Annotated in this window: 17 protein-coding genes; 10 read left to right on the forward strand and 7 right to left on the reverse strand. The window is 66.8% G+C overall.

The window, feature by feature from the left end; genetic code table 11:
- Nucleotides 1-44: 44 nt before the first annotated feature.
- Together ubiB and ubiE are read right to left on the reverse strand one after the other, a co-directional pair.
- Nucleotides 45-1,580: a 2-polyprenylphenol 6-hydroxylase gene (gene ubiB, locus DRW48_RS05360; protein WP_114075507.1), complete on the reverse strand. Its 1,536-nt coding sequence runs from the start codon at nt 1,578-1,580 to the stop codon at nt 45-47.
- Nucleotides 1,581-2,333 (reverse strand): bifunctional demethylmenaquinone methyltransferase/2-methoxy-6-polyprenyl-1,4-benzoquinol methylase UbiE, encoded by a 753-nt coding sequence (gene ubiE / locus DRW48_RS05365; protein WP_114075508.1) that lies wholly within the window; start codon nt 2,331-2,333, stop codon nt 1,581-1,583. It abuts the gene before it with no gap.
- 82 nt (nt 2,334-2,415) lie between these two features.
- On the opposite strand from ubiE, the gene mutM reads away from it, so the two are divergent.
- The 8 genes from mutM (at nt 2,416) to DRW48_RS05405 (ending at nt 12,111) form a co-directional block, all read left to right on the forward strand.
- Entirely contained in the window at nt 2,416-3,252 is an 837-nt protein-coding gene (gene mutM, locus DRW48_RS05370; protein WP_114077385.1) for a bifunctional DNA-formamidopyrimidine glycosylase/DNA-(apurinic or apyrimidinic site) lyase, read from the forward strand.
- Between the two features lie 117 nt (nt 3,253-3,369).
- Nucleotides 3,370-4,146, forward strand: a complete 777-nt coding sequence (locus tag DRW48_RS05375; protein ID WP_114077386.1) for an enoyl-CoA hydratase — start codon at nt 3,370-3,372, stop codon at nt 4,144-4,146.
- 82 nt (nt 4,147-4,228) lie between these two features.
- Nucleotides 4,229-4,504 carry a 30S ribosomal protein S20 gene (rpsT, locus tag DRW48_RS05380; RefSeq protein WP_114075509.1) on the forward strand — a complete coding sequence of 92 codons (276 nt, stop codon included), beginning with the start codon at nt 4,229-4,231 and terminating at the stop codon, nt 4,502-4,504.
- Nucleotides 4,505-5,024: 520 nt separating this feature from the next.
- Nucleotides 5,025-6,395, forward strand: coding sequence for a chromosomal replication initiator protein DnaA (gene dnaA, locus DRW48_RS05385; protein WP_241963388.1), 1,371 nt, complete (start codon nt 5,025-5,027; stop codon nt 6,393-6,395).
- Between the two features lie 87 nt (nt 6,396-6,482).
- Nucleotides 6,483-7,607 carry a DNA polymerase III subunit beta gene (gene dnaN / locus DRW48_RS05390; RefSeq protein ID WP_114075511.1) on the forward strand — a complete coding sequence of 375 codons (1,125 nt, stop codon included), beginning with the start codon at nt 6,483-6,485 and terminating at the stop codon, nt 7,605-7,607.
- Entirely contained in the window at nt 7,604-8,683 is a 1,080-nt protein-coding gene (gene recF, locus DRW48_RS05395) for a DNA replication/repair protein RecF (protein ID WP_114075512.1), read from the forward strand. Before dnaN ends, recF begins: the two co-directional genes overlap by 4 nt.
- 88 nt (nt 8,684-8,771) lie before the next feature.
- Nucleotides 8,772-11,207 carry a DNA topoisomerase (ATP-hydrolyzing) subunit B gene (gyrB, locus tag DRW48_RS05400; RefSeq protein ID WP_114075513.1) on the forward strand — a complete coding sequence of 812 codons (2,436 nt, stop codon included), beginning with the start codon at nt 8,772-8,774 and terminating at the stop codon, nt 11,205-11,207.
- Between the two features lie 199 nt (nt 11,208-11,406).
- The gene (locus DRW48_RS05405) at nt 11,407-12,111 is read left to right on the forward strand and encodes an outer membrane protein (RefSeq protein ID WP_199286162.1); all 705 of its coding nucleotides are present in this window, start codon (nt 11,407-11,409) and stop codon (nt 12,109-12,111) included.
- 104 nt (nt 12,112-12,215) lie between these two features.
- On the opposite strand, the gene pdeM is transcribed toward DRW48_RS05405, so the two are convergent.
- From pdeM to DRW48_RS05425, 4 genes are read right to left on the reverse strand one after another with little or no spacing between them, the layout of a single operon-like run.
- Nucleotides 12,216-12,884, reverse strand: coding sequence for a ligase-associated DNA damage response endonuclease PdeM (pdeM, locus tag DRW48_RS05410; protein ID WP_114075514.1), 669 nt, complete (start codon nt 12,882-12,884; stop codon nt 12,216-12,218).
- Nucleotides 12,881-15,418 carry a ligase-associated DNA damage response DEXH box helicase gene (locus DRW48_RS05415; protein WP_114075515.1) on the reverse strand — a complete coding sequence of 846 codons (2,538 nt, stop codon included), beginning with the start codon at nt 15,416-15,418 and terminating at the stop codon, nt 12,881-12,883. The genes pdeM and DRW48_RS05415 overlap by 4 nt, the downstream gene beginning before the upstream one ends.
- Nucleotides 15,415-17,043 carry a cisplatin damage response ATP-dependent DNA ligase gene (locus DRW48_RS05420; protein ID WP_114075516.1) on the reverse strand — a complete coding sequence of 543 codons (1,629 nt, stop codon included), beginning with the start codon at nt 17,041-17,043 and terminating at the stop codon, nt 15,415-15,417. The genes DRW48_RS05415 and DRW48_RS05420 overlap by 4 nt, the downstream gene beginning before the upstream one ends.
- A complete protein-coding gene (locus tag DRW48_RS05425; protein WP_114077388.1) occupies nt 17,040-18,038 on the reverse strand; it encodes a ligase-associated DNA damage response exonuclease in 999 nt (332 codons plus the stop codon). The genes DRW48_RS05420 and DRW48_RS05425 overlap by 4 nt, the downstream gene beginning before the upstream one ends.
- Nucleotides 18,039-18,286: 248 nt before the next feature.
- Between DRW48_RS05425 and DRW48_RS05430 the strand changes: the two genes are divergently transcribed.
- The gene (locus tag DRW48_RS05430; protein WP_114075517.1) at nt 18,287-19,684 is read left to right on the forward strand and encodes an aminotransferase class V-fold PLP-dependent enzyme; all 1,398 of its coding nucleotides are present in this window, start codon (nt 18,287-18,289) and stop codon (nt 19,682-19,684) included.
- Here DRW48_RS05430 and DRW48_RS05435 read toward each other — a convergent pair.
- Complete coding sequence (locus tag DRW48_RS05435; RefSeq protein WP_338418433.1) at nt 19,636-20,427, reverse strand: helix-turn-helix transcriptional regulator; 792 nt, start codon at nt 20,425-20,427, stop codon at nt 19,636-19,638. The genes DRW48_RS05430 and DRW48_RS05435 overlap by 49 nt on opposite strands.
- A 21-nt stretch (nt 20,428-20,448) precedes the next feature.
- On the opposite strand from DRW48_RS05435, the gene DRW48_RS05440 reads away from it, so the two are divergent.
- A complete protein-coding gene (locus DRW48_RS05440) occupies nt 20,449-21,057 on the forward strand; it encodes a glutathione S-transferase family protein (RefSeq protein WP_114075518.1) in 609 nt (202 codons plus the stop codon).
- Nucleotides 21,058-21,060 lie beyond the last annotated feature (3 nt).

Below are 21,060 nucleotides of genomic sequence, written 5' to 3' on the forward strand. Positions count from 1 at the left end.
GCGATAGGCAAAAGGCGCCCTGCGGCAGCAGCGCGCGCCCTCGCTCAGAAGATTGCTGCCACCAGCACTGTCGCCAGAACGCCGAGCGCCGCACCCAGGACCAGCCAAGCCGCCGCCGCCGAAGTTGACGGGGCCGGTTGAACCACGGGCTGCGGATGGGCGGCCTGCCACAGGCTGCGCTCGACCAGCGCCGGCAGCAGCGGGCCGTGGCGCGCGAGGGTTTGCAGGACCCGGCTGGCATCGGTGGCGATCGCCTTGGGACCCAGGCTGGCGCGGATGTAATCCTCGACCACGGGGCGGGCGACCTGCCACATGTTGATCTGCGGGTCCAGCGACCGGGCCACGCCCTCGACCACCACCATCGTGCGCTGCAGCAGGATCAGTTGGGTCTGGGTCTGCATCCCGAATCGCTCGGTCACCTCGAAAAGGTAGGACAGCAGGTTTGCCATCGAGATGCGGCTGGCATCCGCGCCGAAGATCGGCTCGCCCACCGCGCGCAGCGCACGGGCGAAGGCGTCCATGTCGCGGTCGCGGGGGACGTAGCCGGCCTCGAAATGGACGCGGGCGACGCGGCGGTAATCGCGCTGGATGAAGCCCATCAAGATCTCTGCATAGGTGCGACGGGTATACTCGTCGATCTCGCCCATGATGCCGAAATCATAGGCGATGATGTCCCCGTTGGCGGCGACCTTGAGGTTGCCCTGGTGCATATCGCCGTGAAAAAAGCCGTCGCGCAGCGCGTGGCGCAGGAAAAGTTGCAGCAGGCTCTGCCCGATCCGTGCCGGGTCATGCCCTGCCGCGCGGATCGCCGCGACATCACCCATTGGCGTGCCCTCGGCCCAGTCCGAGGTCATGACGCGCCGTGCCGACAGGTCCCAGTGCGGACGCGGTGCGGCAAAACCGGCGTCGTCTTTGGTATTTTCGCGAAACTCGGAGGCAGAGGCGGCCTCAAGCCGCAGGTCCAGCTCGGCCATCACGACCGATTCGAAATGGGAGACGACATCGCGTGGGCGCAGGCGGCGGCTGGAGGGCGAGAGCCGCTCGACCAGGGATGCGCCGAAGTGAAAGGCGTCGATGTCGCGCCGGAAGGCGGCGGCGATGCCGGGACGCAGCACCTTGACCGCGACCTCGCCCCTCGTGTCGGCGCGAATGGCGCGGTGGACCTGGGCGATCGAGGCTGCGGCGACTGGCTCGGACAGGGTGGCGAACAACTCGTCGGGCGGGGCACCCAGTTCTGCCGCGATGATCTGGCGGGCTATCGGTGTCGGAAAGGGGGGCAGCCGATCCTGCAGCACCGCCAACTGGCCGGCCAGATCGACCCCCACGACATCGGCGCGAGTCGACAGGATCTGGCCGAACTTGACATAGGCCGGCCCCAGCGCGTTCAGGGCGCGCGGGATCGGCGGCAGCGCCGGATCGCCGCGAAAGCCAAGCCAGCGAAATGGCCAGCCGAGGATTCGCGCGGCCGCGCGAACGCGCGGGGATGCGCCCATGGCGTCCAGCGCGGCGCCCATCGCTCCGGTCCGTTCGAACGTGGCGCCCGTTCGGATCAAGCGCAGCAGATTATGCGGTCCGCGCAACTAGATCTTCCAACCCGAATGCAGTGCGGCGATGCCCATCGACATGTTCCGATAACTGACGCGAGCAAAGCCCGCATCGCGGATCATGGCAGCGAAACGCTCCTGATCGGGAAAGCGGCGAATCGATTCGACCAGGTACTGATAGCTATCGCGGTCGTTGGCGACGGCCTGCCCGAGGGGCGGGATCACGTTGAAGGAATAGCGGTCGTAGGCCCACTGCAACGCGGGCACCGGCAGTTGGCTGAACTCCAGCACCACTAACCGGCCGCCGGGTTTCAGCACGCGGTAAGCGTCGGACAGGGCGGCCTCGATCCGGGTGACGTTGCGGATGCCGAAGCTGATCGTATAGCGGTCGAAGCTGGCGTCGGCGAAGGGCAGGGCCATGGCGTCGCCCACCACCCAGTCAAGGCAGTTCCCCATTGCTTGCGCCTCGGCGCGGGCCCGACCCTCGATCAGCATCGCCTCTGTCAGATCGCACACCGTCACATGGGCGCCGGGTGCACGATCCAGAAAGCGAAAGGCGATGTCGCCCGTCCCGCCCGCCACATCCAGCAGGTGCTGGCCGTTTTGCGGCGCCAGCCAGTCCATCATCGCGGCTTTCCACAGGCGATGGACCCCGACGCTCATCAGGTCGTTCATCACGTCATAGCGCGATGCGACGCGCGAGAACACGCCATGCACCAGCCCGGCCTTCTGATCCTCGGGCACGTCGCGAAAGCCGAAATGGGTTTTCCTGCCGGGGCCGTCGTCCATGGTGCTTGCCGTTCGCCTGCTACATCCGGCAAGACTGGGGCGCCCGCCGATCGGCGGCGACAGTGCAACGGATGGGCCCGGAATGCCAGAACTGCCGGAGGTCGAGACGGTGCGACGCGGCCTTGAGCCGCATCTGGTCGGCCAGAAGATTGCCCGGGTCGAGGTGCGCCGGCCGGACCTGCGCTGGCCGCTGCCGGTAGATCTGGTGCAGGTGCTGACCGGCGCCACGGTCACCGACCTCGGGCGGCGGTCGAAATACCTGCTGGGCACGCTCGATCGCGGCCCGGTCTTGCTGCTGCATCTGGGCATGTCGGGGCGCATGCTCGTCGAGGGTGGGCCCTTGGCCGAGTTTCACCGCGACCCCGGCGTCCTGCCCCGGCACGACCACGTGGTCCTGACGATGGCTGATGGCACGACCATCACCTTCAACGACGCGCGCCGCTTTGGCATGGTGGATCTGATCGCCCCCGGCGCGGTGCATCCGCTGCTGGCCAAGCTGGGACCGGAACCGCTTGAGGGTGACTTGAACCTTGCGCCGGTGTTTGCCGGCAAGAAAGCGCCGGTGAAGCAGGTGCTACTGGATCAGCGCCGCGTTGCGGGTCTCGGCAACATCTATGTCAGCGAGGCGCTGCACCGCGCTGGCATCGACCCGCGCCGCGCGGCAGGTCGCATCGGGGCTGCGCGGATCGCCGCGCTGCAGGGGCATATCCGCGATGTGCTGACCGAGGCGATTGCCGCCGGCGGCTCGTCGCTGCGCGATCACCGCCAGGCCTCGGGCGAGCTGGGCTATTTCCAGCACAGCTTCCGCGTCTATGACCGCGAGGGTGCCCCCTGTCCGCGGCCGGGCTGCAACGGGACGATTCGGCGGATCGTGCAGAGCGGTCGGTCGAGTTTCTATTGCCCGCAGTGCCAGAGATGAATGCCCGGGGCCGCCCCTAAGCGGCGCGCCTGCTGCCGCGCCAACGGGCCCGCCTTTCTTTGCCTGCCCCGGTCTGATAGCGGGGCTGCGCAACTGACGCCCGAGAAGGAGCCGGCCATGGCCTTCGAGACCATCATCGTCGAGACCGAGGATCACATCGCGACCGTGCGCCTCAACCGCCCCGAGGCGCTGAACGCCTTGAACGGAGTGTTGCTGGGTGAGTTGTCGGCGGCGCTGCAGGCGCTCGACGCCGATCCCGAGGTGCGGTGCATCATCCTGACCGGCAGCGACAAGGCCTTTGCAGCCGGGGCCGACATCCGCGAGATGGCGGAAAAGACCTATGCCGACGTCTATCTGACGGACCTGTTCACCAATGACACCGATGCCATCGGCCGGGTGCGCAAGCCGATCATCGCGGCGGTCGCCGGCTACGCGCTGGGTGGCGGCTGCGAGTTGGCGATGGCTTGCGACTTTATCATCTGCGCCGACACCGCCAAGTTCGGGCAGCCCGAGATCAACCTCGGCGTCGTCGCGGGAATCGGCGGCACGCAACGCCTGACCCGCGCGGTCGGCAAGGCCAAGGCGATGGATATGAACCTGACCGGCCGGTTCATGGACGCGGCCGAAGCCGAGCGGTCGGGCCTCGTCAGCCGGGTCGTCCCGGCGGCCGACCTGATGACCGAGGCACGGGGCGCCGCGCGCAAGATCGCGGCCAAGTCTGCAATTGCGGCGCGGACCGTGAAGGAATGCGTGAACCGCGCCCAGGAAACCAGCCTGCGCGAAGGCCTGCTGTTCGAGCGTCGGGCCTTTCACGCCCTCTTCGCGACCGAGGACCAGAAAGAGGGCATGGCCGCGTTTCTGGCCAAGCGCGAGCCGCAGTTCCGCGACCGCTAGAGCATGCTTGACTCGGCCCGGCAGCCCGCATAGAAGCGCGGCTTCAAATTAGCTCCCCGATCAAACCGGATTACGTTCAGACATGGCCAACACGCCCCAGTCCAAGAAGCGCGCGCGCCAGACCGAGCGCCGCACCGCCATCAACAAGGCTCGCCGTTCGCGGATTCGGACCTTTCTGAAAAAGGTCGAGGTCGCGCTGGCCGGTGGTGACGCCGACGTCGCCAAAACCGCCCTGCAGGCTGCCCAGCCCGAACTGATGCGCGGCGTGACCAAGGGTGTGGTTCACAAGAACACGGCCTCGCGCAAGATCTCGCGTCTGGCAGCCCGCGTGAAGGCGCTGTCGACCAAAGCTGCATAAGGCTGACCGACCGCCTGCGGGGGGTCGAAGCCATCCAAGCGGTTACGCAAGGGCGCACCTTCGGGCGGCGCCCTTTTCCCTTGTCCGGACTGGGCCGTGATGCCGCAAACGCCTGTTTAACCGTGTTCGTGAACGGGGTGTGGCGCAATTCCGCGGGCGCGCAGATTCGATTGGCGCGGGGGTCTGTCAAGCGCGAAGATCGGTTGCGGGTGGGCGCCCCGTCCTCGTAACGTCCAAGGGCGATTCACGTCGCGGGGACATGTGGTCGGAATCGGGCAAAGCTCTCGATCGGCCGCGACGCATAAAGGCGGACACCGCCGGTGCGTGAGACGGGCAAGATCGGCTGCCACCGATTCTGCAGTTTCGATGTCGTTCCAGAAGGGCCGGTCCTTTGACCGCCCGGCATCCGGGCCTGCCCGGTGCGGGGTGGCGGGTGCTGTCGTTCTGGCCCGTGGCGGGGAAAGCGCGTCTCGCCGATCGTTCCGGCGGGGGTTGGGGACATGAACGGATGACGGACGACATGCTGCAAGACATTTGGGGTCAGGCGCGCGCCGAACTGCAAAAAAGCGTTGGCGCGAATAACTACACCACCTGGATCGAGCCGCTGCGGCTGACCCGTCTGGACGATTCCGAGGCCGGTTTTGCGACGCCCACCCGCTTTATGTCTAACTGGGTTTCACGTCATTACAGTGACACGATCCGCACCGAATTGGCCCGTGCGGGACAGGCCGTCGAGCGGGTGACATTCGAGGTGCAGCCGGCCGGCAGCCCCAAGGTCGCGACTGCGCCCGAGGCCCCGGCGGCCGAGGCTGATGCGCCGGCGTCGCCGGCGGTCTTGCGGGGCGAGGACGACCTCGCGGCGCCGTTGGACAACCGCTTCACCTTCAACAATTTCATCGTCGGCAAACCCAACGAGCTGGCCCATGCCGCTGCGCGGCGCGTGGCCGAGGGCGGGCCGGTGACCTTCAACCCGCTATTTCTGTATGGCGGCGTCGGTCTCGGCAAGACGCACCTTATGCATGCCATCGCGCGCGAATATCAGGCCAGCCACCCGGAGGCGCGGGTGCTTTATCTGTCGGCCGAGCAGTTCATGTACCGCTTCGTGCAGGCCCTGCGCGAGCGCACCATTATGGACTTCAAGGAACTGTTTCGCACCGTCAGTGTGCTGATGGTCGACGACGTGCAGTTCATCGCCGGCAAGGACAGCACCCAGGAAGAGTTCTTTCATACGTTCAACGCCCTGGTTGATCAGGGCAAACAGATCATCATCAGCGCCGACCGCGCGCCGGGCGAGATCAAGGATCTTGAGGAGCGGATCAAGTCGCGCCTGTCCTGCGGACTGATCGTCGATCTGCACCCGACGGATTACGAGCTGCGCCTCGGCATCCTGCAGGCCAAGACCGAGGCCTTCCGGGTGATGTATCCGAACCTGGAGATCGCGCCCGAGGTGCTGGAGTTTCTAGCCCGCCGCATCACCAGCAACGTGCGCGTGTTGGAAGGCGCACTGCAGCGCCTACTGGCCCATGCGAGCCTGTTGGGCTGCAAGATCACGCTCGATCTGACGCAAAGCTGCCTTGGCGACATCCTGCGCTCGTCCGATCGCAAGCTGACGATCGAGGAAATCCAGCGCAAGGTGGCCGAGCATTACAACATCCGCCTTGCCGATCTGGTCGGTCCAAAGCGGGTACGGACCGTTGCCCGTCCGCGCCAGGTGGCGATGTATCTGGCCAAGCAACTGACCGCACGCTCGCTCCCCGAGATCGGGCGCCGCTTCGGCGGGCGCGATCACACCACGATCATGCACGGCGTGCGGAAGATCGAGGAACTCAAGTCCGACGACCGCCAGATCGCCGAGGACGTCGAGTTGCTGCGCAGGCTTCTGGAAGCATAAGCACTGACAAACTTGTGAGGCGGAAAAACCGCCGCTAGAACAATGCCTCGGGCAAGGCCCCGGATGGGCCGGATTAGGGGACGGGCAATGAAAGTCTCGATCGAACGTGCGGTGTTGGTAAAGGCCGTGGCCCAGGCGCAGTCGGTGGTCGAGCGCCGCAACACCATTCCGATCCTCGGCAACGTGCTGATCGAGGCCGAGGGCAGCGACGTCACCTTCCGCGCGACCGATCTGGATACCGAGATCGTCGACCGCGTCCCGGCCCAGGTGGAACGCGCCGGCGCGACCACGGTCAACGCGGTCATGCTGAACGAGATCGCACGCAAGCTGCCCGACGGGGCGCTGGTGGGGCTGACGCTGGAGCCGACGACCGGCCGCCTCACGGTCGAGGCGGGGCGCACGACCTTCAGCCTCGCGACCCTGCCGCGCGAAGATTTTCCCGTCATGGCCTCGTCCGAATACGCGGCCAATTTCAGCTGCAATGCGGGCGCGTTGAAGCGGCTTTTCGACAAATCGCAGTTCGCTGTCAGCAACGAAGAGACGCGCTATTACCTGAACGGCGTCTACATGCATGTCGCGCAGGGCGATGACGGGCCCGGCCTGCGCTGCGTCGCGACCGACGGGCACCGGTTGGCGCGGATCGACGGCCCGCTGCCGGACAACGCCGGCGACATGCCGGGCGTGATCGTGCCGCGCAAGACGGTCGCCGAACTGCTGCGGCTCCTGGGACAGGTGCCCGAGGACAGCCCGATCGCCGTCTCGGTCAGCGAGACCAAGGTCCGCTTTGCGACCCCGGCCGTGACGCTGACCAGCAAGGTCATCGACGGCACCTTCCCCGATTACGCGCGCGTCATCCCCTCGGGCAACACCCGCCGACTGGAGGTTGATGCCAGCGATTTTGCCCGCGCCGTGGACCGCGTCGCGACCGTGTCGTCCGAGCGTTCGCGCGCGGTCAAGCTGGCACTTGACGAGGATCGCCTCGTGCTGTCGGTCACGGCGCCCGACGCTGGCGCCGCCCAGGAAGAGCTTCCGGTCGCCTATGACGCCGGCGCCCTGGAGATCGGCTTCAACGCGAAATACCTCAAGGAAATTGCCGATCAGGTCGACCACGAGAACGCGGTTTTCCTGTTCAACGGCCCTGGCGATGCCGCGCTGATCCGCGAAGGCGGAGACATGTCCGCGGTCTATGTCGTGATGCCGATGCGCGTGTGAGCCTGTCGCGGCTGACGCTGGCGCAGTTCCGGTCCTGGCCGCGGCTGGATCTGCCGCTGGACGGCCGGCCGGTCGCGATCTTTGGCGCGAATGGCTCGGGCAAGACCAATATCCTCGAGGCGGTGTCCATGCTCTCGCCAGGACGCGGGCTTCGAGGGGCAACGCCGGGCGATCAGGCGCGGCAAGGCGTTGGCGCGGGCTGGCGTGTCCGCGCGGAAATGGGCGGGCGGATGGTTGAAACCGGCGCTGCGCCCGGCGAGCCGCGAGGCGTGATGATCGACGAGAAGGCGGCTCCGCAATCGACGCTGGGCAGCCTTGCGCGGATCATCTGGCTGGTGCCTGCCATGGACCGGCTGTGGACCGATGCACCGGAGGGGCGGCGGCGGTTCCTCGACCGCCTGACCCTCAGCTTCGAGCCGGGGCACGCCGAGGCTGCGCTGACCTATGACAAGGCCATGCGTGAGCGAAACCGGCTGCTGCGGGACGAGGTGGGCGACCCCGGCTGGTATCGTGCGCTGGAGGCGCAGATGGCCGAGGCGGGAGCGACGGTGACCGCCAACCGCCTGGCCGCACTGTCCCGGATCGCAGGCGCGCAGGAGGCAGGCGATCCCCAGGATTTCCCCGCCGCCGTGCTGTCCCTGCTGCCGGGTGAAGGCTTTGCCAATGATCCCGACCCCCAGGCTCTGGCGATAAGGTTGGCGGATGGCCGGCGTCGCGATCTCGCCGCCGGACGCACGCTGATCGGCCCGCATCGCGCCGATCTGGGCGCCGTCTGGGGACCGCAGGACATGCCGGCTGCGCTGGCCTCGACCGGCGAGCAGAAGGCGCTGCTGCTGTCGCTGATCCTCGCCAATGCGCGCGCGTTGGCCGGCGAGACTGTGGTCCTGCTGCTCGACGAGGTGGCTGCACATCTGGATGCTGGACGGCGCGCGGCGCTGCACGCGCGCATCTGCGCGCTGCCGGCGCAGAGCCTGCTGACCGGCACCGGGCGCGAGCTGTTCGAGGCGCTGGAGGGGCGAGCCGCGATGGTCGAGGTGGAGAAGCTGGAGGGCGCCAGCCGCGCCCGCGTCGAATGAGCCCAACCCCCCGAATTTCCCGCCTTTACCGTGACATTCCCCGCCCGCACCCCTATAACATATAGGTCAAGGTCAGGACCAAGAACGCATGAGCGCAGCGACCCCCCAGCCGGCTGAGTACGGCGCCGATTCCATCAAGGTTCTCAAGGGACTGGAGGCCGTCCGAAAGCGGCCTGGCATGTATATCGGCGACACCGACGACGGCAGCGGCCTGCACCATATGGTGTATGAGGTCGTGGACAACGGCATCGACGAGGCGCTGGGCGGTCATGCTGACTACGTCCACGTCAAGATCAACGCCGACAGCAGCGTCAGCGTCCGCGACAACGGCCGCGGAATTCCGACCGCCGTCCACAAATCCGAGGGCGTGAGCGCGGCCGAGGTCATCATGACCCAGCTGCATGCCGGCGGGAAATTTGACCAGAACAGCTACAAGGTCTCGGGCGGCCTGCACGGGGTGGGCGTCTCGGTCGTAAATGCGCTGTCCGACTGGCTGGAGCTGCGGATCTGGCGCGATGGCAAGGAGCATTTCGTCCGCTTCGAGCATGGCGAAACAGTCGAGCCGCTTCGCGTCGTCGGCGATGCCGGGGACGAGACCGGCACCGAGGTCCGCTTCCTGGCCTCATCGCGGCAGACCAGCGAGGAGGGTACGTTCTCGAACCTCGATTACGTGGTCAAGACGCTGGAAAACCGCCTGCGCGAGTTGGCCTTTCTGAACAGCGGCGTGCGCATCATCCTCGAGGATGACCGCCCGGCCGAGCCGGTCCATATCGAACTGTTCTACGAAGGCGGCGTGCGCGAATTCGTGCGCTATCTCGACCGCAGCAAGACCCCGGTCATGCCCGACCCGATCTATATCACCGGCGAAAAAGGCGGCATCGGTGTCGAAGTCGCGATGTGGTGGAACGACAGCTACCACGAGACGGTGCTGCCCTTCACGAACAACATCCCGCAGCGCGATGGCGGAACACACTTGGCCGGCTTTCGCGGGGCGCTGACCCGCGTGATCAACGCCTATGCCCAGACCAGCGGCATCGCCAAGCGTGAGAAGGTGGATTTCACCGGCGATGACGCACGCGAGGGGCTGACCTGCGTGTTGTCGGTGAAGGTGCCTGACCCGAAATTCTCTAGCCAGACCAAGGACAAGCTCGTCAGCAGCGAGGTCCGGCCGGCGGTCGAGAATCTGGTTACCGAAAAACTGTCCGAATGGTTCGAGGAACATCCCCTCGAGGCCAAGGCGATCCTCGGCAAGATCGTCGAGGCTGCGCTGGCGCGCGAGGCTGCGCGGAAGGCGCGCGAACTGACGCGCCGCAAGACGGCCATGGACGTCGCCAGCCTGCCGGGCAAGCTGGCCGACTGCCAGGAAAAGGACCCGGCCCTGGCCGAGTTGTTCATCGTCGAGGGCGACAGCGCGGGCGGTAGTGCCAAGCAGGGTCGTTCGCGCAAGAACCAGGCGGTGCTGCCATTGCGTGGCAAGATCCTCAACGTCGAGCGGGCGCGGTTTGACCGGATGTTGTCCAGCGAGACAGTGGGCACGCTGATCACGGCGCTGGGCACCGGCATCGGCCGCACCGAGTTCAACCTCGACAAGCTGCGCTACCACAAGATCATCATCATGACGGATGCTGACGTCGACGGCGCGCATATCCGCACGCTGCTTTTGACGTTCTTCTTCCGCCAGATGCCCGAACTGATCGAGGCCGGGCACCTCTATATCGCTCAACCGCCCCTCTATAAGGTGCAGCGCGGCCGGTCGGAAGTTTACCTGAAGGACGAGAGTGCGTTCGAGGATTACCTGGTCGAGCAGGGCATCGAGGGCGCCGCGCTGCGATTGGGCGATGGCCAGGTCCTGACGGGCGCCGATCTCAAGCGGGTGGTCGAGGAGGCTCGGGTGGTGCGCCGGGTGCTGCGCGCCTATCCGACTCACTACCCGCGGCATATCACCGAGCAGGCGGCAATCGCTGGCGCGCTGGCCCCCGGCCAAGTCGAGGCCAATGCTCAGGGCGCGGCGGATGCCGTCGCCGCCCGGCTGGACCTGATCGCGGCCGAGTTCGAGCGCGGTTGGACCGGCCGTCCGACTCAGGATGGCGGCATTCGCCTGACCCGCCTTATGCGCGGCGTCGAGGAGGCGCGCTTGCTGGACGGCCCGATGCTGCGCAGCGGCGAGAGCCGCCGACTCGGTGCCCTGACGCCCGGCTTGCAGGAAATCTACAGCCAGCCCGCGCGACTGATCCGCAAGGACCGCGAGACACCTGTCCATGGGCCGCTGAGCCTGCTGCAAACGGTGTTCATCGAGGGAGAAAAGGGCCTCAGCCTGCAGCGCTACAAGGGGCTGGGCGAGATGAATCCCGAGCAGTTGTGGGAAACCACGCTCGACCCGGAGGCGCGGACCCTGCTGCAGGTCAAGATCGACGATCTCGCCGAAGCTGATGACATCTTCACCAAGCTGATGGGCGACGTGGTCGAGCCGCGGCGCGAGTTTATCCAAGCCAATGCGCTCAACGTCGAGCACCTCGATACCTGAGGAAATCCACCCCGGGTTGAGGGTACCTGTTTCTTTTCTGCCAACCTCAAAGAAACTTTACCTCGCCGGCCCGGATAGGGGGTCCAATCTGCGTTAACTTGCGTTAATAAGGCGCAGAGAACGCCGCGGGTACCGCGACGGCAAGCCGCGACCGCTGCGTCAAGCGGGGTCCGGACTACTTGGTAAGGATGATTTCGACATGAAGAGCATGATTTCCTCGCTCGCCCTCGCGGCTGCTGGTCTGGTCGGCGCCCAAGCCGCGAACGCTGGTGGTTACACCCCCGCGGTCGTCGAGCCCCCGGTTACGGTTGCGCCGGTTGTCGAGACGCAGGTTGGCAACTGGCAGGGTGCCTATGTTGGTGCCACCTTGGGCTATGCCACTGGCGAAAAGGACCGCATCGGCCTGACCGAGAACGGCCAGCTGATCGACCCTGAAATCGGCGACACCAAAATCCGCGGAGTCAACGGCGGCGTGCATGTCGGCTATCGCTGGCAGCGTGACCGCTGGGTGTTCGGCCCGGAACTCTCGTTCGAGGGCGGTTCGGTCGACGACAGCTTCACTACCGCGAGCGGTGTGAAAGTCGAGTCGAAGCTGAAGAGCAAGGCTGCTCTGAAGCTGAAGACCGGCTATGAAGTCCAGCCGAACATGCTTGTCTACGGCATCGCTGGTGTTGCCAACGGCAAGTACGAGTACAAGTACGGCGACTATAACGACGATTACACCGCCAACGGCTATGTCTTCGGTATCGGCGTCGAGCGGCAGATCAACGAGCGCATGTCGGTGATCGGCGAGATCGAGCGCAACCAGTTCGACAAGGAAAAAGTGGAACTGGTTCCCGGCATCACCACCACCGCCTCGCCGTCCTACACCAACGTCAAAGTCGGCCTGAACTTCAAGTTCTGAGATCGACCTGATGACAAATAGGGCCGCCCTTCGGGGCGGCCCTTTTCATTATGTACGGCTGGATCGTGCCACGCCCAGTCCTCGGCGCGATAGCAATCGCCGCTTCACCCAGCGGCGCGGGTTTGTAAGGGCAGTGCGATCGCGCGATGCAGGCAGGCGATAGCGATCCCGCCCGCGGTTAGCGCCGCCAGCCGCGGTTGCTGGGCATCCAGTCCGCCGGTATAGGCACCAAAGGCCGGCAGGATCAGGTGGTCCGCGCCGATCAGGAAGGCCCGCGCCCGCCGGCCGGCGATGCGCACCGCGGGATGGTAGTGCCCTGAGATGTCGGGCCCATCGCCCAGGACCGCCTCGTGGCGCAGCACCGCAGGGCCGAGCCGCGCCTGTACTGCCATCCGGCCCGGCAGGTGATCGCAGGGGGCGGCGCCGGGATCGTGGTTTCCCGCCAGCCAGATCCACTCTCGCCCCCGGGCAAGATCGTGCAGGATCGCGCAATGCGTGACGTCGAGGTCACCCGCCGCGGCATCGTCATCAAACCCGTCCCCAGGGCTGATCACCACCGCGGGATCGGTCGCCTCGATCTCGGCGCGCAAGCGTTCCAGCGTCGCCAGCCCCTCGTAGGGCGGCAGCAGGGCGCCGCCCCGGCGGGCCATGCGCTCGGATTTTCCGAGGTGCAGGTCGGCGACGATCAGCCAGCGGCCCTCGGGCCACCACAAGGACCCGGCGCAGCGCGCCTGCAGCGCGAGGCCATGCCAGCGGAAGGACTGCGCCGTCATCGGGCGCGCGGCACCTTTGCAGGGCGCGGGGCAAAGCGCGGTGGCATGTCACCCGTCCCCGTGGTCGCCTTGCGCGGCCGCTGGCCGGTCGCAGCGCGGCCCGCGCCATCGCCGAAGCCGGCGGCATCAGCGATATCGGCTGTCGTGCCCGAGAGGTCCAATCCCGCCTGCGCCATCATCTCTGCCGCCTCCTCCTCTGCCAGGCGCAGGCGCGCCTGGCCGTCGATCCGCACTCGGCCCATTTCCAGCATCAGGGGCGCGGCCAGCGGGGATACGCGGTCCAGCATGCGATGGTCAAGGCGCGGGCTGCGGTCCAGCATCTCCTCGATCCGTCCAAAGTCGACAAGGCCGCGCCCTGCCTCGATGGCCGTGATGCGCAGCAGCAGGTGATCGGGATCGTACCGGCGCAGGGTGTCATAGAGGATGTCGGACGAAAACGTGGCCTGCTTTCCGGTCCGGCGCGCACCCGGCATGTTGCGGTGGATCAGCCCGGAAACCACGGCGACGTTGCGAAAAGTCCGCTTCATCACGGAATTGCCCTGCAGCCAGTCGCCAAGGCCGGCGCGCAGCCCCTCGCGGTCCAGCAGCGGGGCGGTGTCGGTCACAGGCTCCAGCGACCAGATCAGCAGGGCGTAGTCGGTCGAGAGAAACCCCAAGGGGCCGAGACCCGCTTCCTCCATCTGACGGGACATCAGCAGACCCAGCGTCTGCAGCGCATTGCGTCCGGCAAAACCGTAGAGCGCAAAGTGCCAGCGCCCGTCGTAGCGAAATGATTCCGACAGCAGCGTGCCGGGGGTCGGCAGCGCGGATTGCTGCGCCTGCAGCGCCAGCCAGTCGCGTGTGTCGGGTGGCAGGCCGGCCCACTGGTCCTGATCGCCGATCAGCGACAGCACGCGATGCGACAGTTCGGTCGAGGTGGCCAGCTTCAGCCCGTTGTAGGTCGCGATGCGCGGCTCCTTGTGGGGATTCGGCAGCACCTCGAGCGTCAACTCGCGCAGCCCCTCGTAGCGCACGGTCTTGCCGCCGATCAGGAAGGTGTCGCCGGGCACGAGGGTCGCAGCAAAGCCCTCTTCGACCTCGCCCAAGGGGGTGCCATGGCGGCCCTTCAGGCGGACCTTCATCAACTCGTCCGCGACGATGGTGCCAATGTTCATGCGCAGATCACGCGCGGCGCGGGGATCGCGCAGATGCCACAACCCGTCTTTGGTCTGCTTCAGCCGCTGCCAGCGGTCATAGGCGCGCAGGGCGTAACCACCCGTGGCGCAGAACTGCACGCAGTCGTCAAAATCGGTGCGGCTGAGGTCCGCATAGGGACCGGCGCCCTGCTTCACCTCGGTATAAAGGGCATCGGCATCGAACGGTCCGGCGCAGGCGGTCAGCAGGATATGCTGGCACAAAACGTCCAAGGGGCCCGGGCCGCGGTCGCCGCCGTCGAGATCGTGCTCGCGCACCGCCTCCAGCGCGGCGACGCATTCGATCACCTCAAAGCGGTTGGCCGGCACGATCCGCGCCTTGGAGGGCGCATTGTAGCGGTGGTTGGCGCGGCCGATGCGCTGGACCAGCCTCTTGACGTTCTTGGGCGCGCCGACCTGAATCACCAGATCGACCGCGCCCCAGTCGATGCCCAGATCAAGGCTGCCGGTCGCGACCACGGCGCGCAGCTCGCCCGCCGCCATCGCTGCCTCGACCCGCTCGCGGGCCTCGCGCGCCAGGCTGCCGTGGTGCAGGCCGATTGGCAGGTTTTCCTCGTTCGCGGCCCAGAGAGCCTGGAAATACAGCTCGGCCTGCGCCCGGGTGTTGATGAAGACGATGGTCGTGTTGGCAGAAGCGATCTGGGCCATGACCTCCGGGACCGAGTAATGGCCATTGCCGCCAGCCCAAGGGGCAGGGCGCGCGGTCGGCAGCATCTCGATATCCGGGTCCGGGCCGGGGTCGGCCAGCAGCACCTCGGCGCCACCCATGAAGCGGGCCAGGGCGGCCGGGTCCTCGACCGTGGCCGAAAGACCGGTGACCTGCACGTCGGGCGCCAGGCCGCGCAGCCGCGAGAGGCCCAACATCAACTGATCGCCGCGCTTGTTCTCCGCGATGGCGTGCAACTCGTCCAGCACCACCCGGCGCAGGTTGCCAAAGATCTGCGGCGCCTCGGGGTAGGACAGCATCAGTGCCAGCGATTCGGGCGTGGTCAGAAGAATCTGCGGCGGGTCGGTGCGCTGGCGCTGGCGAGCGCTGGACTTGGTGTCCCCGGTGCGGTCCTCGACCCGGATCGGCAGGCCCAACTCAGTCACCGGACGTTCCAGGTTGCGGCGGATATCGGCCGTCAGCGCCTTCAGCGGCGAGACGTAAAGGGTGTGCAGCCCCTGCCAGCCATCCTTCAACTCGATCAGCGAAGGCAGGAACCCGGCAAGGGTCTTTCCGCCCCCGGTCGGGGCGATCAGCAGCGTATCTCCCGTCGCCTCCAACAGCATCAGCTGGTGCGGGTGCGGCTCCCACCCTCGGGCGGCAAACCAGTCCTGGAAATCGGGCGGCAGTTTCACGCGGGGTCGTCCTCGGCGGACTGCTTGCGGCGGCGACTGGGTTTGCGCGGCACGGTGCGTGCGGCGCCAGCGTCGTCGATCAACGCCTCGAGCGTCGGCAGATGGTCGGCTTCAAGTGCCGGCTTGTCCCAGCGGATGCGGCTGATGCGGGGAAAGCGCATGGCTACCCCGCTCCGGTGGCGGGCGCTGCGGTTCACCCCCTCGAATGCGACCTCTAGGACCAATTTCGGCGCGACCGACCGGACGGGCCCGAACCTCTCGACCGTGTTGCCGCGCACGAACCGGTCAAGCTCGCGCAGCTCCTCGTCGGTGAAGCCGAAATATGCCTTGCCGACCGGCACCAGATCCTCGCCGTCCCACAGGCCAAAGGTGAAGTCGCTGTAAAAGCCCGAGCGCTTGCCATGACCACGCTGGGCATAGAGCAGAACCGCATCGACCGTCATCGGATCGCGCTTCCACTTGAACCACGGCCCGCGCGGCCGGCCGCCGACATAGGTCGAATCGCGGCGCTTGATCATCACGCCTTCGATGACCGCTTCGGGCGGGTCGGCACGCAAGGCGGCCAGATCTTCCCAGGTCGCAAAATCCAGCAGGGGCGAGATGTCGATCCGGTCGCTGCCGAAATCCGCGCCCTCCAGCACCTCGCGGCGTTCGGTCAGGGGCAGGGGGCGCAGATCGCGGCCGTGCCAGATCAGCAGGTCATAGACCCGCAGGCCGGCCGGGTGGGTGCCCAGATGCGCCTTGCTGACCGTCTTGCGGTTCAGCCGCTGTTGCAGGTCGTTGAAGCTGGCGACCTGGCCCTCGCGCCGCACGATCAACTCGCCATCTGCAGCGCCGTCGAAGTTCATCGCGTCGATCACATCGGGAAAGGCGCCCGAGATATCCTCGCCGGTGCGCGAGTAAAGGCGGCGCACCCCGCCATCGCTGACGGCCTGAACCCGGATGCCGTCCCATTTCCATTCCGCGACATGCTCTGCCGGGTCGAGGGGCGCCAGTTCCTCCAGATCGATCGGGGTGGACAGCATCACCGGACGGAACGGGGCGAGGGCGGCGCTGGCGGGGCGCGGCCCACCCTCGATCCAGGCGAAGAGGTTGAGGTAGGGCGGCGCGAGGCCGTGCCACAACTCCTCGATGTCCTCGACGGGGGGACCGCCCATCTCGGCCAGCGCGATGCGTGCCATGCGTGCCGACAGGCCGATCCGCATGGCGCCGGTGGCGAGCTTCAGAAAGGCCAGTCGCTCGGAGGCGCCGAGGCGGTCCAGCATCCCGGCAATCGCCTTCGGCAGGCTGGCTTTCCCGGTGGTCTGCAGCAGTTCGACCGCGGCGGACAGCGGCACGTCAACGGCCTCCTCCGGGTCCGGCCAGAGCAGCGCAATCGTCTCGGCCAGATCGCCGACGAAGTCATAGCTGAGGGCGAACAACTCGGGGTCGAACCGCTCGACTACAAGCCCGCGCAGAAGCGACGGCGTGACCGTCCGCAGCTTCAACTCGCCGGTCAGGGCGGCCAGCGCCCAGCCCCTGTCCGGATTCGGCGTACGCTCCAAGTAATGCCGCAGAATCTGCAGCTTGGCATTGCGCGCAGGCGTAAAGGCCAGCCGTTCCAGCAGGTTGGCAAAGGCTTTCATTCCTCGGCCTCGTCCTCGTAACCGACCAGACGCAGCGGGCGGGCGCTGATCTGGTTCAACTCGCACCAGCGTACCAGCGCCTCTTCGCGGCCATGGGTGACCCAGGCCTCGTCGGGACGCAACTCCTGTAAGGTCTGGGTCAGTTGCGGCCAATCGACGTGATCGCTGATGACAAGCGGCAGCTCGGTCCCGCGCTGGCGGGCGCGGGCGCGCACCGCCATCCAGCCGCTGGCAAAGCCGATGACCGGGTCGCGGAAGCGCTGCACCCAAGGGCTGGCAAAGGCCGAGGGCGGGGCGATCACCACCTGGCCCTCGATCTCTTTCGGCTGGGTCGCGGGGCGCAGATCGCCCAGCGGCACCCCTTGGGCGACATGATAGTCGGTCAGCCGCTGGGCCGCGCCGTGCAAGTGGATAGGCGCGTCATAGCCAGCTTGCCGCAGCAGGGCGATCACGCGCTGCGCCTTGCCGAGGGCGTAGGCGCCGACGAGATGCGCGCGATCCGGAAATTCGGCCATGCTGGCCAGCAGCTTGCGCGTCTCGGCCAGCGGGTCGGGGTGGCGAAACACCGGCAGGCCAAAGGTCGCCTCGGTGACGAATATGTCGCAGGGCACCGGCTCCCACGGCAGGCAGACGGGGTTTGGCATGCGACAGTAATCACCCGAGACGGTAAAGCGCGGGCCCTGGTCGGGGTGGACGGCGATCTGCGCGCTGCCAAGAACATGGCCGGCCGGATGAAAACTGACCGTCGTCTCGCCCACGCGCAGAGGCCCGTCGGCGATCTGCCGGGCCGAGGTGAAATCCTCGCCATAGCGGATCGCCATGATGTCCAGCGTCTGGCGCGTTGCGAGCACCGCGCCATGGCCCGCGCGCGCGTGGTCGCCATGTCCATGGGTGATCAGCGCCCGCGGCACCGGGCGCACCGGATCGATGAAAAAGTCACCGGGCGCGCAGTAAAGGCCGGCATCGGTTGGGTAAAGGATCTGGTCGGCCTGCATGCGCACCAACGCCGCGCGGGCGGTGCGGTTCATCGTGGCGACGGGGCACGACATTCGCGAGCGCGGCGGGATGGGAGGAGTCGGGTTGAAGAGGGATGGACGGCCAACTCTCGGTAAAAGAAATATCTAATATACTCGCATAAAACAGTTCATATGAACGAATAAATACCTAAACTCTGCAGAGTTCGAAGATGATTTTGCACCTGTATCCAATCATTCTCCGGCCAACAAGTTCGGAAGGAAAAGCCATGTCCCTCGCCCGATTCCGCGACCAGATCAAAGCCACCTCGCTGGCCGACCTGCACGCCGATCTGATCGGTCATGGCCGCACCATCGACGGCCCCTTCGGTCCCCGCCCACTGATCTACGCGGACTACGTCGCCTCGGGCCGGCCCTTGGGCGCGGTCGAGCGCTTTGTGATGGAGGAGGTGCTGCCCTGGTATGCCAATAGCCATACCGAGGCGAGCCATTGCGGTGGCACCATGACGCGCCTGCGCCGCAGCGCCCGGGCCGAAATTGCGCGCATCACCGGCGCTGGCCCCGAGCATGCCGTCATCTTTACCGGCAGCGGCGCGACGGCCGGCATCAACCGGCTGGTGCATCTGCTCAATGTCGGGCCCGGCACGACCGTCATCATCGGCCCCTACGAGCATCACAGCAACATCCTGCCTTGGCGCGAAAGCGGCGCGGAAGTGATCGCCCTGCCCGAGGCGGAGGACGGCAGCGGACCGTGCCTCGCCGCCCTTGATCGGGCGCTGGCCAAGGAGGGACCCAAGGTTGTGGCGCTCTCGGCGGCCTCCAACGTGACGGGCATCACCAGCGATGTGGCGGGCATCACCGCGCGCGCCAAGGCCGCCGGCGCCCGCGTCGTCTGGGATTTTGCCGGCGGCGCGCCCTATATGGCGCTGGACATGGGCGCGGGCATGGATGCGGTGGTGATCTCGCCGCACAAGTTCGTGGGCGGCCCGGGTGCATCGGGCCTGCTGATCATCCGCCGCGATGCGACCCAGGCGACCCGCCCGACGCTGCCCGGCGGCGGGACCGTGCGCTTCGTGTCGTCCGAAGGGCATGACTATTCCCAGAACCTCGAAGCGCGCGAGGAGGGCGGCACCCCCAATGTCATCGGCGATATCCGCGCGGCGCTTGCGCTGATCGTCAAGGAGGCGGTCGGCCAGGACGTCATCGACGCCCGGCAGCAGGCCGGGTTGGCCAAGGCGCGCGCCAGGCTGGCCGGTCACCCCCGCATCGTCATGCTCGACGACCGCGACGTGCCGCGCCTGCCGATCCTCAGCTTCCGCGTTCGCGACGGGCAGGGCAGCTTCATTCACCAGCAACTCGCGACCCGGATGCTGTCCGACCTCTATGGCGTGCAGGCGCGGGGCGGCTGTGCCTGCGCCGGACCCTACGTCCTCAAGCTGCTGGGCGCCGATGCCGCCGCCGCGGCCAGCATGCGCGCGGCGATCCTTTCGGGGGCCGAACTGGAAAAGCCCGGGTTCGTGCGCCTGAACCTGTGCTGGCTCGCCCCGGACCAGGAGGTCGATGCGATCCTGGACGCGATCTGCGATCTGGCCGAGCGCGCGCCGGCGCTGACCGCGCGCTATTCGGGGGACCCGACCACGGCAATATTCACTCCGCTGGCTGCCTGACCCCGACGCGCCCGACGCTCCTCGACATAGGCGCGCAGCAGGGGAACCCGCTGCGGCCGAAAGCTGGCATTGCCTCGGCTCAGCGCCGTGATGCGGCTGATGTGAAAAGTCCTATAGTCCTGGCGCATCTGGCAAAAGGCCAGCAGCATCAGGTTGTTGTCCGAATAGCTGATGCCCAGCGGAAGCACCTCGCGGCTGGTGCTGGCGCCCTGCAGGTCAGTGTAGCTGATGTTCAGGCTCGCCTCGTCCCAGCAGCACTGACGGATCAGGGACAGGTGGCCGGCCGGTGGCGTGCGCTCGTCCGGACGGACGGGGGCGCTGCGAAAGCTGCGCAGCACGGCGTGCAGCGCCTGCTGGCTCTGGCGTTCGGGCAGGGTCGCGACGATCCGGGCAAGGGCGTTGCGCCCGGCCTCCTCCAGCGCGGGATCGCCCATCTGCCGCAACTCGCCGACCGCCAGCAGAAGCGCCTCGATTTCTAGCCGTGAGAAACTTTGCGGCGGCAGGGCGCTGTCTTCGGTCAAGCGATAGCCGACGCCGGCTTCGCCATCGATCAGCGCGCCGCCAGCCCGCAGGGTTGCGATGTCGCGATAGAGCTGGCGCAGCGAGACGTCCGTCTCGGCCGCCAGCTTCGCGGCCGTTACTGGCGCCGGCGCGCGGCGCAGCACATCCATCAGGCGCATGAGGCGGTCTGTGCGGGCCATCCTGTCGCAATCTGTCAGCAGCGGGCGGTTAATCTTTGCCATCAGCTTTCAACGGAGGCAACGATGCTGACTTTCTTTCACGCGCCGAATTCGCGCTCGACATCGATCCTGGCCCTGATCAAGGAGATGGGAATCGAGGACAAGATCGACATCCGCGAGGTGACGATACGGCGTCAGGACGGCAGCGGCGGGCCCGACCCCGCCAACCCGCATCCCGATGGCAAGGTGCCCTGCCTGCAGGACGGCGACGATTTGGTCTATGAGCGGGCGGCGGTCATGCTGTACCTGACCGACCGCTTCCCGGAAGCGGGGATGGGACCGCTGCCAGGCGAGCCCAAGCGCGGCACATACCTGTCGTGGCTGTTTCACTATCAAGGCGTGATCGAGCCCCTGATGATGCTGAAATGGGCCGGAATCGACAACGAGGTGCTGCGCTATCAGATGCGCAGCTTTGAAGATGCCGTGGCCCATATCGACGCGGCGCTGGCGGATGGTCCATGGCTGCTGGGCGAGCGGATGTCAGCGGCGGACCTGTTGATCTCTGGCCTGTTCCTCTTTGCCAAGATCGAGCCCGAGCAACCGCGCGTGCGAGATTGGATCAAGCGTTGCACGGATCGCCCGGCGGAAAAGGCGGCCTGGGCGGAAGATAATGCCAAGGCAATGAATGCGTGAGAA

Source organism: Paracoccus suum (assembly GCF_003324675.1).
Lineage (GTDB): Bacteria > Pseudomonadota > Alphaproteobacteria > Rhodobacterales > Rhodobacteraceae > Paracoccus > Paracoccus suum.

Excerpts from the sequence above, each read along its gene's own strand:
- DRW48_RS05375 (WP_114077386.1), top strand. The coding sequence starts at position 3,370 with ATGGCCTTCGAGACCATCATCGTCGAGACCGAGGATCACATCGCGACC.
- pdeM (WP_114075514.1), bottom strand. The coding sequence starts at position 12,884 with ATGACGGCGCAGTCCTTCCGCTGGCATGGCCTCGCGCTGCAGGCGCGC.
- rpsT (WP_114075509.1), top strand. The coding sequence starts at position 4,229 with ATGGCCAACACGCCCCAGTCCAAGAAGCGCGCGCGCCAGACCGAGCGC.
- gyrB (WP_114075513.1), top strand. The coding sequence starts at position 8,772 with ATGAGCGCAGCGACCCCCCAGCCGGCTGAGTACGGCGCCGATTCCATC.
- DRW48_RS05420 (WP_114075516.1), bottom strand. The coding sequence starts at position 17,043 with ATGAAAGCCTTTGCCAACCTGCTGGAACGGCTGGCCTTTACGCCTGCG.
- DRW48_RS05405 (WP_199286162.1), top strand. The coding sequence starts at position 11,407 with ATGAAGAGCATGATTTCCTCGCTCGCCCTCGCGGCTGCTGGTCTGGTC.
- DRW48_RS05425 (WP_114077388.1), bottom strand. The coding sequence starts at position 18,038 with ATGCAGGCCGACCAGATCCTTTACCCAACCGATGCCGGCCTTTACTGC.
- ubiE (WP_114075508.1), bottom strand. The coding sequence starts at position 2,333 with ATGGACGACGGCCCCGGCAGGAAAACCCATTTCGGCTTTCGCGACGTG.
- mutM (WP_114077385.1), top strand. The coding sequence starts at position 2,416 with ATGCCAGAACTGCCGGAGGTCGAGACGGTGCGACGCGGCCTTGAGCCG.
- DRW48_RS05440 (WP_114075518.1), top strand. The coding sequence starts at position 20,449 with ATGCTGACTTTCTTTCACGCGCCGAATTCGCGCTCGACATCGATCCTG.
- DRW48_RS05430 (WP_114075517.1), top strand. The coding sequence starts at position 18,287 with ATGTCCCTCGCCCGATTCCGCGACCAGATCAAAGCCACCTCGCTGGCC.
- dnaA (WP_241963388.1), top strand. The coding sequence starts at position 5,025 with ATGCTGCAAGACATTTGGGGTCAGGCGCGCGCCGAACTGCAAAAAAGC.
- dnaN (WP_114075511.1), top strand. The coding sequence starts at position 6,483 with ATGAAAGTCTCGATCGAACGTGCGGTGTTGGTAAAGGCCGTGGCCCAG.
- DRW48_RS05435 (WP_338418433.1), bottom strand. The coding sequence starts at position 20,427 with ATGGCAAAGATTAACCGCCCGCTGCTGACAGATTGCGACAGGATGGCC.